The following is a 13,009-nucleotide window of genomic DNA, read 5'->3' on the forward strand; positions in this document are numbered from 1 at the left end:
AAATCAATGCTTTCAACCTGATTTCTTTACAAAACTTTACAACATGTCCCATTTTGCACGTATCCCGGCTGTACCCCTATAATGCGCTTCGACATCATGACGAGAGTGAATTGCCAATGTTGATGGTGGCATATCTTTGACGCTACGCCATTTTACCGACCCATCTTCTTGTGGGGCATAAAATTGCTGTACCCAGATTTGACGAAGAGTCTCCACAGCAGGCAGTTGGCGTAACCAATCTGGCGATGTTTGTGCATAAATTGCATCTAATAGAGCTAATCCATCTGCGCCAATCGTACTGCCTAAAGCTTCTCGCTCTGAATCCAATTTAGGTAAACGATAGTTTTCTACTCGACGACCGTAGCGGTCAAATCAATCTGGTTGAATGTGGGCAGTTAACCACTCTGGTACGGCTACTGCTAAACTATCGAGGGCAGAACGCATTCCTTCTCCTAATGTTTCCAGTCGATTCAGGGAGCGGATTGCTGCTACCACATGAGTCGAATCTGTGCGCTGTCGTCGATGGGTTTTTAATAGCCCTTTTGACTGTAACTGGCTCAAAAGTATGTCCAGTAGCTTTTGCTCCATACCAGAGTTCACCAACCGAGTCCGAAACTCAGATAAAATGGAGAAATCAAAGCCACTGTCTGTTAACGGTAAGCTTAAGGCATATTTCCAGTCAATTCGCGCCCGCGCTGCGTCTGCTGCTTGTCGGTCTGATAAATTTTCCACAAACTGCATTACACATATTAGTGCTAGTCGCCAAGGGGACTCTGCTGGTTGTCCCCGTTGCGAAAACAACTCTACAAAAGCTTCATCTTCATAAATACTGCCCAATGTATCGCGTATCTGTAGGTAAATATTTCCCTTGGGGAAGGCAGCACGAGCCACCTGTACAGTTTCAACGGGTATGTCAGGTATATTTTGGGGATGTATCGACATATTGATTCACGCCCAACTTTTGGAATTTAATGTTGATCCTACTCCTTTTTGAGATGACTCTTTTGAATTGGCCAACAGGGTTAACTTCCAGTATCTAACCATGTAGTACACAGTTATAGACATTTAGCCGTGCATTACATGGTTAGTTTTTCAAAAACAAAATATTTTAGGTTTGGTTGATACTTAAAAACTTGATAGCAATTATTAGGTGAATTTTTATTGTGTAATACATGGCTTGGGGTCATATCATTATAATCGCTTTATTCCTCAAGCCACCCGCCCTGGACAAGCCTTTTCGCAATTCGCCAACAGTGTCTTCGCTACTTTTACCCCAAATTCCGTCAACAGATACGAGTGCATACTGCCAAGCACGGGCAAGATTACCAGAGAAATTATTAGAGAAGCTTTTCAATGATTCGGCACGAAATTTAGAAAACAAAGTGACACAAGAACACTTATGGTGCGGTCGAAAGGTGTTAGTAATAGACGGTTCGACTGTTTCTATGCCTGACACAAAAGAAAACCAGAAAGAATACCCTCAAACTAGTAGTCAAAAAAAGGGATGTGGGTTTCCAATTGCTAAAATTGGTGTGATATTTAGTTTGGTGACGGGAGCCGCAATTGCTTTGTGTATAGACGTTATGAACACTCATGATATTAAATTAGCGAGGAATTTATACAGTTTTCTCAAACCCAATGATGTTCTTTTAGGTGATAGAGCCTTTTGTGCTTATGCTGATATGTTTGCTATTACAAAACTTGATTGTGATGCAGTATTTCGTAAGCACCAATCTCGGACAACAACTATGCGTAAAGGTAAAATTGTTGGTGATTGTGACAAGCTTGTTACTTGGTATAAACCTACAAGATGCCCAAAAGGGTTGAGTAAGGATGAATTTGATGCTCTACCTCCTTCCATAACTGTACGGGAAATTTACTACTACATTGTTATTCCTGGTTTTCGCAGTCAACGAGTTAGTCTCATCACTACTTTATTAGATAAAACAAGTTATCCCACTCTTGAAATAGTAGGGCTTTACTATAAACGTTGGGATGTTGAACTGGATTTAAGACATTTAAAAACAACTTTGGGAATGGATATTTTACGATGCAAAACCCCCTCAATGGTACGTAAAGAAATTCATGTTTATTTACTCGCTTATAATTTACTTCGTAGCTTAATGTGGCAGGCTGGGAATACTTACAATACTCCTCCCTTACGTTTATCTTTACAAGGTACTCGCCATCATTTAATTCACTTTATTCCTAAATTAGAGATTGCTGGCTCTAGAAAACGCAACAGACTTTATCGCACTTTACTTAAAGTTATTGTTCACAAGGAGGTTCCTGACCGCCCCGCTAGAACTGAACCACGAACCAAAAAACGCCGCCCTAAAGCTTACCCTTTAATGACAAAGCCCCGGCATGAATTACGTAAACAATTACAAACCGCTTAATTGGTAAGGCTTATGGCTTTTCTTAGTGCCATTCGTCTCAGAGAGGCTCGTCTTCGTCAACTTGAAGAACTTTTGGCAGCACCTGCTCGTGGTTTGGCTCTCTCCAGTGGTTCTGTACGACCTGGAATTCCAGAGCTAAATTGTGTGGATAAGACGCAGATCGGGTTAAATCGATGCGCGGTCTATTGGTCGAAAACAACTCAGCTTTTGCAATCAAGCATTTATGGCGATTGGGCAAAAAGACTATCGAAGCAGTATCAGCAAACATTTGCGATCGCACAGAAATACTGGCAAGACTATCGTGAAGCACATTGTACCGAGTTGGTTGAGCCTTTGAAGGAAGGTTCTATGGCACCGATGCTCTATCATCGCTGTTTAGCTCGGCTAAATAACGATCGCATTGCGGATCTAAAGGGGATAGCTGTATACGATCCAGAAGACGAGCAGCAGCAAGCCCCAGTTACATCTGGACAAGATACCACTCAAGCTCTTTGGGAGCGTTATCAAACTCAGTATTGCAAGTTTGAGTCACAGTTTTTTGGTAGTCAAACCAGAAGGAAGCAATGCCTAAATCGTCTAAATCTGGGACGTTTACGCCATATCAAAGCAATGATGAATACTCGATAAAGAGGAAAATAATAGTAGTTTATGACTTCAAACGATTCGCAGTGAGGAAAACGATCGCAATCCCCAGCGTATAAGCAACCAAATCTCGCCAGTCGAAAGTAGATCCAATTGTTAAATGAGCTAGCTGGGAGTTTCGCCAGCCTAAAATATCAATGAGATTAAGAAACTGAAGCAACTCAATCAAGTAGGCAAAGATGAGAGTTCCAATAGCAACCTTCCGTAGTGGAACTGCAATAAAAGCATGAACAAAGTAAGCAATCACCATGACAATTAAAACGTCGCCCAGTAACGGTCTAATCCAATCATCTCGGAAGAAGAGTGCAATTATCACAACTATTGCAAATAGAATCGCAAACAGTGTGAAAGAGGTAGGATTAAATCTCAACCACTTGAGATTAGAAAATTGTTTAGGCACGATTGATTTCCTGGGTTTGATTCGCCAGGATTGTAACATTGTTCTTTAAAATTGGACTAAATTGATGAATCCAATTAGTGAATTAGTGTGGCAAAGTCTGCTGAGTGGCGACATACAGTTAGCAGATTTGATTTGCAGTCTATTGCGATCGCAATTAGTGACAGTTGCGATTCCCTTTGATAACAGCAGTTTTAGGAATTGCACTGCATTTAACCCCTGGAGAACCAAATCCACTATATTGATCGAAACTTCCTTGAACCTGCAAATCTGGGGGCAGCTTGGCAATGCTTGTTTTGTACAAAAAAAGGTTTCCGTCAACCACCATTGCATTGGGCAGTTCTTCAATGTACGTACCGCTAATAGTTAGGTCGCCTTTGACGGTTAGTTGATTGGGCAGTCGTTTGAGATTACCTTCCAGGGTAACGTTACGATTGATGATACAGCGTTCTCCTTGCTCAAGCGCGCCAAATTTTTTCAGGCTTCCACAAGGCGCAGGGGGAGTCGGTTGCAGCAGATAAATTCCGCCGATTAGCAAAGGAAGTATCAAAAGCAGCGATGCGACCGGGGAGCCGCTACGCGATCGCCATCTTAGTTTTGGGAACATTTGAGCTAATAAATCCTAATTTAGGTTAACTTAATATCTTGCACATTTACGTATACATACAGCAAAATCGAAAATCTGGGCGATATAGCTACAGTATTTTTGTTTGCTTTTAACGATAAATTAATACTTTTAGCTTTATGCTTAGTATTTAATCTCACCATTTTTTGGGTGGAAGATGTGAGGAGTATGTCACTAGAAAATCCAAGTCCTTTAGCGATCGCACTCACCCTGTGGAATATTGGGTTGGTGTCTGAGCAGAACCTAATCGCTTGGGCTGATGCTCAGATTCTGGCGATTGAAAAGCCTGCTGATGATTTACTGGAAATTACCACTAAAGGTGCGAAAGTATGCCTCAAAAAAGGGTTGATTGAAACGCTTCCAATTGCCCTTGGCTACTCAGAGGAATTTTTTATTCGAGCTTATTTGTTGGATATCGAATGCGATGGCGGCAGCCACTCCTGAAAGGAGTATCGCGCAACAAAATCCTTCATCGCTTGGGTTGCTCACAACTGCTGTGGGAGTACGGAAACCCCCGAAGCTTTACTAGGGTATCATCTAGAACACTTATACTGTGATTGTGAGGATGTTGATGCTGTGATCGCAATGCTACGGGTTGAACTTCCAAAAATCATGCCTCGTTGTGAATCCTTTGCTACTATGTTTTTTGAGCAAGTCTCTGGGTTAGAGCTATGCATTTAACCGCCCATCAAACTGCAATGATTGAAGTTGCTAGGGAGATTCGTTTGGCGTTAGATCGCTTGAAATACCTCGATCCAGATGGAATGTGTTTGGCAATAGACTTAAATCCACCGCTTGGTTCAATGGCGATTCTAAAAGCATTGGAAATTCAGCTACCATTCGCCTATGCTGCTTTTTTGCTAGAGGTGGGAAATGGAGGGTGTTGGGATTGTGCCGAGCGCGATCGCTTGATGACATTTGATGAAATCATACAGCATAATTCTAACCAGTTATGGCACCAGTCACCGCCTGATTTTGTTCGCCAATTTCTGGCAACAGGAAAACAATCTGATGCAGTCGAGTTACCCTATCTCCTGAAAATTAACGTCCTTCCTGGACTATTACGAATTGGGTTGTATCCTCCAGAACAAGAGACTTACGGGTTGTTTCTGACACAAGAAGGACATGAAGTGAAAATTCAAATCTGCTTACAACCGTTGTTGACTTATGTTGTGATGGAACGCTATACACCGAAGCAATGGTTACAAATGCATCTCAATTTTTTAAATAAAGAGATTTACGAAATCGAAAAATCGATCTCAATTTTGAATTCTCAGCAAAGTCCGTATCTTCTTTTCCAAGGATATTTAATGGGTTTGTCAGAGGCTAGGTTGAAGCAGTTTATTGAAAATTGTCCCGCAATTCCTTTAGAAAGAAAACGAGATTTGCTAGATGAGATATGGTGGACGTAGTGCAAACGTTTGTGATGCAATAAAACTTAATTTTTAACTAATATTATAGATTGCTTGATGAGTGCATTTACCTATATTTAGATCATAGACATAAAATAGTACTTTCTGTATGATATATCTAACAATTATTATTAGAAACAATTTGATTATATGAACCGCAAACAATTATACTGGGCAAAAGACTATACCTATGAAGCTAGACAAAAAAAGATTGGTTGGCTAAATGAAATAATTGAGTCACTACATGAGCAACCAGAACTAGGAAAATATGAAGACGATGAAGACTCAGAAGAGCTATTTACCCAGGAAACTATCACAGTTGCTCAACGTTTAATGAAATTAGTTATCCAAGAGGAGCCGAATAAACAGGATATTCGTGAGTTATATATATTGCTGAAAATTTATAAACATATTCGTAACTCCGCTTGGGACGATATTTGTAAATATGTGGAAAATTTGCATTGGGTAGTAAATATTTGGGAAACATTTCAGAATGTAATTGAATTAGATATCTGGCATGGTTGTGAGTATCAACGTTATTCAATTAAAGAACCATTAATTACTGAGGGTAAATTTATCAGAGGTAGCTCTTCTATCGACCATCACGGTCATATTGTATTCAAATTAGAACAGAATTTAGAAGACAATCAGATTAAAATTATTTGGCAAATTCCAAATGAGACAGTTATTCCTGACGAATATATTCCAGAGTCAATCGAAGGAATTATCGATGGGTTGCTTAAATATTCTCATCTAGAAAAAAAAGCTTTTTCATCCCTCAAAATTACTGTCTTTAATGGCAGTTATCACGAATATCACTCTAGGGAGTCTGATTATCGTCTAGCTGCTTGTATCGCTTGGAGGAATGCTTTAGAAAATGCTGAATTCATACCTCTTTAATGGTTAAGGTTAGAGAAATTCAAGCATTTAATCGTTATTAGAGCATTTTTCACCTATTTGAACCAGTTGCTGGATGAGAGATAAGCAGGGAAAAACGTTTGTTCTAATTGATGGGTATACACTAGCGATCGCACAAAGCGATTCAGGTGTGTTATTCTCTGGTCGCCACAGTCGCAAAGCCATAACCCGATATGACGATTCGCTCCTAATTCAGTTTTTGGCACGTCATGCCCATAATGATGCGTTTTGGCAGTGCTTTCAGGCGCGTGAAATGTACGAGAATGAGGATAATCGCTTCTTTGTCAGGGATTGTCAACAGCTTATTGGTGAGAGCAGTTGGAAGCTACCGCAAGGTTATCAAAATTGGGCTATTTGGGAACTGATCGATCAGCTGTTTCAAATTTATGGCGAGTCTTACAATGAACCGATTTGTTTATGGTATCCGGGGAGTTACTATCCGATGTACGGTATTCCATATAGCACTGCATTGAAGGTGATGCAGGTTGCGCGGAATTGGAGTAATCTGCAAGAAATCGAGGGAATTGAACTGCTCAATGAAACCCAGTGGAATTTACGCTTTGCGTCTGCTGCGAGTCCTACTCACTCTTTACTAATTCCCCAGATTTTGTCTGAGATTGAGGAAGCTGCTAGCACCTATCTACTATTTTTTGAAGAACAAGCACGTTTATATACACCCAATCAGGTTGCGGTAATTAGATATGAACTGTTGCATCAGATGGCGATACTCCTACCCTGCGGGAAGCTAACGCAACGGAGTCACTTCGTGAACGCAAACCTACTCAACCGGGAAATCTCGCCAGAAATTCTTGCTCGTCTAGTTGCTTATCCAAATCTGCAACGCTGCGTCATTCAAGCTGAAAAGCTATGGCACTATTTAGGTGGTGCTTCTGTGACCCAAGAAAACAATAGTTTGTGTTTAGATTGGATGTTTTTTGATCCACCACTACCTCAACCTGACTTTCATCAGCTTTGCTTACAGCATTTTCAAAAAGCAAAATTGCAATACCCATATACGATTCCCTTTGAAGCCGATGGGAAGCAGTATCGACTGGTTACAGGAAGTGTGCATCACAATGCGATCGGCTTGTTGACGGTTTTAGAAATTGCAATGCCAATAAATGCGAATACCTTATTTACCAACGTGAATGAGCCGACGTACCTAGAGTTAGTTGTCTGGGCTGCGCTGGAATCCTGCTTACCTCCCATCGAAGATTGGGAAATGTCTGTTGATTGGAGAGGACGAGAGGATGAGTTGGTAACTTTAGGAACAGATCCTTCCTTACCTAAAGCTGAATTTTTCTTGAACTGTTTAGCATCTCACCTGGCAAGACTCTGGCAAAATGGGGAGCGAACTGCATTGAAAAAAGGATTGCTCCCTTTGCACAGTTATTTCCCTAAAGAAACCTACTTTCTCTACTGTCGAGGTCAGATGCTACTATCCGGGGAACTGCGATTTCACTACGGGGAATGGTTTGATGGGGGATTCCTCCGGCTTTTTCGTGCAGAACAAGGGGAGTCTTAACAATTCAAAATTCAAAATTCAAAATTCAAAATTAATGGCGATGGCTAGGAGGGCAAGGTGTATGGATTGCAAAGCACTAATTTACGACGGGGTAAGGAAACAGGCGATCGCACCAATATACCCTCATTCTTTGGTGAAGTGGGATATTTCCCAACAACCCCGGATAATTGGACAAATCGAGTTACCCTATGATTTTGAATCAGTACCAAGTATTGTTTTGTTACCTGATAAAGACAGGTTTGTGATCACCCCCAGTAATGTTTCCTTAGAGCATGGGATTGAGATACGTCGCTGGGATGATTTGTCCGTTTTGCAACGAGTTGACTTACCCCATGCACCCTATGTGGAGACTTCCCTGGAGGATGAGTATTATGGACATGGTAAATGTACCCATATTTCCTGGTTGGGATTAACACCTTGCCAGGGCTATTTATTGGTTGGTGAGGGTTGGGGGGATATTTATCTAGTTAATTTAGAAAGCGGTGAGCAGATTCGTTGGTTGCGTCGTTGGCGAGATTATAATGCTGCTTTTGCCATCGATCCACAAATGCAGTTTCTCATTGTTAATTCTGTAGATATGGATGAGTTCCATCATATTTACAGAATTGACAGTATGCTTGAGGGTAAATTGACCTATTTGGGTGAATATTCAGGTGGTGTGCGTTGTCATCGTGGCGGCTTGAGTTTTAGCCCAGATGGTCAGCGTCTGGCTTATACTGCATATCGATATCAAGGTGTTGATTTGTTAAGTTTTCGGCTTGAACGCTCGATATTAAGCACTTTATCCCCACAAACGCAGGAACCACTCCATGAAATATGGAAAAAATGGGAAAAATCGTCACAATATCGGGAGAAAATGTGGGGTCAATTCTTTCGGTTGTACCATGACCATGATGGATTAAATCCTTGGCAAAGTGATATCGTTTGGCTGGATAACAACAGGTTATTATGTGGTGTAGGGCAAATTCTGGCAGTGCTGTCAGCTCAGACAGGGGAAATAATAAAAACCTATGACGTGGATGCAGTGGTTAATACTTTGGTGTTTGACTACACATCTTTCCAAGCTATTGTTGCCACCAAGCAAGGGATAAAGGTGGTTGCGATCGCCTAATCAATGTAGCGGGAAAACCCATGATAACAAGTGAAGACATAACTGGCGGTGATTGAGATGGGTGTTTTCGAGGTGAGTAAATGTGGGAATATGTTCAATATCTGAATGCAGAGTTACTTGATCTTAAACTTTGGGGCGAAGGTTGTCGCCTGTATCAAATTCGCCAAATGGGTGATGATGAGATTTGCTTGATTCAAACGTGCGATCGCTGGCAAGTCTTTTATACCGAGCGTGGTGCGGTTCAACAACTGCTGTTTGAATTTACGGATGAGGCGGAAGCTTGTGAGTTTATGTATCGGGAGATAAAGACAATTAAGCATCCCCATCTTGTGGGATTATTTCCGACTGATGATGATGCAGAGCAATTCTGTCAGGTGTTGACTCAGTTACAAATTCAATTCTCTCACGACCCGCAAGGAAGGGTGAGAGTATACGATCAAGACATTTTTACAGTGGAGCGTCATTTCGGTTGCCAATTACCCCTGCGAAAATGGTTAAGCGTTCCTGAACGAATTCACGTCACCCTCGCTCGATTGCGAAAATTCGATCCATACAATCGCTATGCCCAAATCACGACTAATCCGCCAATTGCTTCTGAAGCAAAGTTGAGCGCGTTAGAAGCACAACATGGAATTAAACTGCCTGAAGTTTACAGAACATTTTTGCTAGAAGTCTGCAATGGTGGCAATTGGGAACGGCTAGGAAATTACTGGTCGATTGAGGACGTTATGGCAAACAATTCTGTGGAACTATGGAATCAGCCTTTACCTGAGTTCCTCGCAAAGTTGAAAGCGGCAAAGTCGGGGGATTGGCTCAAAAATCCAGGAAATCGGCAATATCCAGGGTTGTTACGAATTGTCGATTGGGATAATCCTGTGCGCGATTTGTTTCTCACCCAGGAAGGATACGAGGTTGAAATTCAGGGGGATTGGATTCGTTTTTGTGAGTTTTCTCCAGAACAATTGCTCAAGGATTTTCTAGATGATATTCAATATGGGTTATCAACAATTGAAGGATTACTAGATTTTCTTCGCTCTGGGGAATTAATTCGAGATTATCCATACTTTCATTATGTGAATTTTGCCAGACTCCTTGCAGAAACCATCGGAATCGATATCGCTCCTGAACTCACAAATGAGCAAGTGAAGATGAGCAATGAAATAGATTATAAAATCAACCAATGGCGAATTAAGAATATGGGTAAGATGCGGTACAACTTTGGGTTTAATGCAGAGCAAACTGAGATGCGATCTCAACGAATTTTAGAAAGGTTGGAGTACATATATAATATATTGTATCCCTAAATGACCCATCATCTGGATCTATTTTTCCAGTGTGAGTGTGCTAGACCTGGCGTTTGCTGATTTTTAATTTTTTAATCTGAAAATTTAATTAACCTTTACAGACTTACAACCTAATCTTCATCGGCTAATTTAAAAATGTGAAACTTGTGCGAAAATAATTATTTTTATGCAGTTATAGCCACAGTCATATAATTTACGTACAACTACTCATGTCATTTTTATTTTTCTAAAGTAAAAAAATAGATATACATAAAAATGGTTTTATAAAAGCTATGAAAAAAATACTTTTATTAGCGATGTTGTCTGCTATCCCAAGCATTATTTTTTCTGCCCCCTCTTGGGCTTCTGTTTATATCCAATATTCCAATAACGACTCGGACAAACATGTAATGAAAGTCCAGATGGATGGTTCAACGAAAGAAGTTACATTCAATGGTCGTACGACTGGAGCCGCAACGATACAAGGTAGCGGTAGATCTGCTGTCATTGAAACATCTTGTGGAAAAGTCGAAGTCAAAGATGACTCTAAAATCGAAATCAAAGACGGCTGTATCAAAGTATTATAAACATCAATCTTGAAAATTAAATTCATTATCCAAAATCATATTTATATGATGTCGTATCTGTTTTTTGAAATACCTGGATTATCCGTTCTATTCTCTCACTCATAAAAGCTAAATTTTCTTGTTCTAAAATATAAGAATGTAAACAAATCAATTCTTCTACAATTATAGGAACATCTTCTACTGACACGACATTTAAAGAACCATCATGAAAATGACTGATGAATTGTAAACCAAGATACCTACAAGCAGGCAACCAAAATTTATAAAATATCTCGCTAGTTGCAACAGGAATCACTTCGTAATTCCTGGTATTAATTTGGAGAATTCCCATCTCTATTGTCATCTCATTATGTCGTAATATTTCAGACTTAAATCTATTGAAAATTATATAATTACTGGGTTGGTTGCCAAATATATTTACCAGTGCGATCGATATATCCAGATTTTTCTCCAACTTGCACTTCTGCTAACCCATTAGAGAAGGAATAAGCACTATCAAACTGTGGTGCGATCGCTAATTTACCAGTGCGGTCAATATATCCCCATTTACCTCCAATTTGTACATCTGCTAATCCCTCGGAGAAATAACCAATCTTATCAAACTTTGGTTCAATCACTAGTTTCCCTGTACGGTCAATATATCCCGATTTTCCGCCAACTATTACTTGTGCTAACCCATTCTCAAAAAGCCAAGTCATATCAAACTGGGGTTTAATGACTAATTTACCAGTGCGGTCAATATATCCCCATTTACCTCCAATTTGGACTGCTGCTAAATCCTCATAAAATGACCAAGCTGCATCAAATTGAGGTTTGATGACTAATTTACCTTTTGGATTAATAAATCCCCATTTTTTACCAATTTCTACTACTGCTAACCCCTTAGAAAATGACCAAGCAGTATCAAACTGAGGTTGAATTACTAATTTACCTTTGTTATCAACGAATCCCCATTTTTTGCCAATTTGAACTGCTGCTAAACCCTCAAAGAATGACCAAGCACTATCAAATTGAGGTTTGATGGCTAATTTACCCTTATTGTCAACGAATCCCCATTTTTTACCGATAGCAACCAAAGCAAAACCATTGACAAAAGCTTCAAGACTATCAAACTGTGGTTTAACCACAAACTTACCATTACTGTCTATGATTCCCCACTTTTTACCAACTTCGACTTTAGCAAACCCATTCAAGAAGCGATCGCAATTATCAAACTGTGGCTTGATGAGCAATTTACCTGTGTGGTTAATATACCCCCATTTTTGACCCGCCTGGACTTGAGCTAATCCCTCATAAAACGACGAAGCATAATCAAACTGGGGTTTAACTACTAATTTCCCAGTGCGATCAATATATCCATATTTTCCGTTGATTTTTACATCCCATAACTGGGGTAATGAATTCTCTTTTGTAGACTTAACTGTGATAGAAGATATTGATTGATGAGTATCACTAGATATAGATGGAGTTGAAAACAATGTTATCCCAGTTATCGCTACTAGCAAAATCAAGGGATGGTGAATATGAGATTTCATATTTGTGACTGAATAAGTAGTAATGTCACTTATCCATAGCTCAAAACTAGCTCAATTGTCATCCCTAAAAATCATCGGATACACGAAACCAATACCAATCACCGTACAAGTAAAATACTTGGTAATGAGCAGCACCAAATGGACTTCCTTCACTATTCGGTTGATGAACAAAACCATAGGATATGGTATCAGGACTTAGACCATCACCACCCCAGAAGACACGAAAATATACACCACCACGAGAATCCATAGCGTATTCATCAACTTCATATAAACCGAGTTTGCGGTTTAATTTGATATTTCCTTTTGCAGAAATAGGAAGTTGTAACCGAACTTGTTCAAACGCCGATTGCGATATCATAAATGCTAAACGACGGGGGATGTAGAACTTGAGCAGGACATAACAAACTAAAACTATCCCTGCAATGATAGCAACTTCTCTCCAGGGTACAAAAGTTTGCCTTCTAAGTCTAATACTTTTCAAATCCCGTCTTCCTAAGAGCTGATTCGTAAACAAAAGTTTAAGAAGCCATTCGCTTGAGCATTAGACGAATCAATGAGCCATAAATCATAGC

General features: G+C 40.0%; 14 protein-coding genes and 1 pseudogene. 9 read left to right on the forward strand and 6 right to left on the reverse strand.

Annotated features, from left to right (window positions below):
- Positions 1-78 precede the first annotated feature (78 nt).
- A pseudogene (locus GNE10_RS22570) lies at positions 79-942 on the reverse strand (transposase); the annotation flags it as partial.
- A gap of 311 nt (positions 943-1,253) precedes the next feature.
- Between GNE10_RS22570 and GNE10_RS22575 the strand changes: the two are divergent.
- Complete coding sequence (locus tag GNE10_RS22575) at positions 1,254-2,399, forward strand: IS4 family transposase (RefSeq protein WP_311774840.1); 1,146 nt, start codon at positions 1,254-1,256, stop codon at positions 2,397-2,399.
- A 12-nt stretch (positions 2,400-2,411) separates the two neighbouring features.
- Entirely contained in the window at positions 2,412-3,026 is a 615-nt protein-coding gene (locus GNE10_RS22580; protein ID WP_260447004.1) for a lysozyme inhibitor LprI family protein, read from the forward strand.
- Between the two features lie 19 nt (positions 3,027-3,045).
- Here GNE10_RS22580 and GNE10_RS22585 read toward each other — a convergent pair whose 3' ends face one another.
- Both GNE10_RS22585 and GNE10_RS22590 read right to left on the reverse strand, forming a co-directional pair.
- On the reverse strand, positions 3,046-3,441 hold the full coding sequence (locus tag GNE10_RS22585) for a DUF2809 domain-containing protein (protein ID WP_311774841.1): 396 nt from the start codon (positions 3,439-3,441) through the stop codon (positions 3,046-3,048).
- Between the two features lie 154 nt (positions 3,442-3,595).
- Complete coding sequence (locus GNE10_RS22590) at positions 3,596-4,045, reverse strand: hypothetical protein (RefSeq protein ID WP_185567083.1); 450 nt, start codon at positions 4,043-4,045, stop codon at positions 3,596-3,598.
- Between the two features lie 186 nt (positions 4,046-4,231).
- On the opposite strand from GNE10_RS22590, the gene GNE10_RS36110 reads away from it, so the two are divergent.
- The 7 genes from GNE10_RS36110 (at position 4,232) to GNE10_RS22625 (ending at position 10,899) form a co-directional block, all read left to right on the forward strand.
- Positions 4,232-4,507, forward strand: a complete 276-nt coding sequence (locus GNE10_RS36110) for a hypothetical protein (RefSeq protein WP_260447005.1) — start codon at positions 4,232-4,234, stop codon at positions 4,505-4,507.
- Positions 4,508-4,734: 227 nt separating this feature from the next.
- Entirely contained in the window at positions 4,735-5,475 is a 741-nt protein-coding gene (locus GNE10_RS22600) for a hypothetical protein (protein ID WP_185567084.1), read from the forward strand.
- Positions 5,476-5,625: 150 nt separating this feature from the next.
- Positions 5,626-6,375, forward strand: a complete 750-nt coding sequence (locus GNE10_RS22605; protein ID WP_185567085.1) for a hypothetical protein — start codon at positions 5,626-5,628, stop codon at positions 6,373-6,375.
- Between the two features lie 73 nt (positions 6,376-6,448).
- Positions 6,449-7,918 (forward strand): hypothetical protein, encoded by a 1,470-nt coding sequence (locus tag GNE10_RS22610; RefSeq protein WP_185567086.1) that lies wholly within the window; start codon positions 6,449-6,451, stop codon positions 7,916-7,918.
- 61 nt (positions 7,919-7,979) lie between these two features.
- The gene (locus GNE10_RS22615) at positions 7,980-9,029 is read left to right on the forward strand and encodes a hypothetical protein (protein WP_185567087.1); all 1,050 of its coding nucleotides are present in this window, start codon (positions 7,980-7,982) and stop codon (positions 9,027-9,029) included.
- An 80-nt stretch (positions 9,030-9,109) separates the two neighbouring features.
- A complete protein-coding gene (locus GNE10_RS22620; protein ID WP_185567088.1) occupies positions 9,110-10,333 on the forward strand; it encodes an SMI1/KNR4 family protein in 1,224 nt (407 codons plus the stop codon).
- 272 nt (positions 10,334-10,605) lie between these two features.
- On the forward strand, positions 10,606-10,899 hold the full coding sequence (locus GNE10_RS22625; RefSeq protein ID WP_185567089.1) for a hypothetical protein: 294 nt from the start codon (positions 10,606-10,608) through the stop codon (positions 10,897-10,899).
- Positions 10,900-10,924: 25 nt separating this feature from the next.
- Here the strand turns inward: GNE10_RS22625 and GNE10_RS22630 are convergent, their stop codons facing one another.
- The 3 genes from GNE10_RS22630 to GNE10_RS22640 form a co-directional block, all read right to left on the reverse strand.
- Positions 10,925-11,230 carry a hypothetical protein gene (locus GNE10_RS22630; protein ID WP_260447006.1) on the reverse strand — a complete coding sequence of 102 codons (306 nt, stop codon included), beginning with the start codon at positions 11,228-11,230 and terminating at the stop codon, positions 10,925-10,927.
- Positions 11,231-11,291: 61 nt separating this feature from the next.
- On the reverse strand, positions 11,292-12,434 hold the full coding sequence (locus tag GNE10_RS22635) for a WG repeat-containing protein (protein ID WP_185567091.1): 1,143 nt from the start codon (positions 12,432-12,434) through the stop codon (positions 11,292-11,294).
- Between the two features lie 64 nt (positions 12,435-12,498).
- Positions 12,499-12,918 (reverse strand): hypothetical protein, encoded by a 420-nt coding sequence (locus GNE10_RS22640; protein ID WP_260447007.1) that lies wholly within the window; start codon positions 12,916-12,918, stop codon positions 12,499-12,501.
- Positions 12,919-13,009: the final 91 nt, after the last annotated feature.

Source organism: Nostoc sp. 2RC, from assembly GCF_014222165.1.
Taxonomy (GTDB): Bacteria; Cyanobacteriota; Cyanobacteriia; order Cyanobacteriales; family Nostocaceae; genus Nostoc; species Nostoc linckia.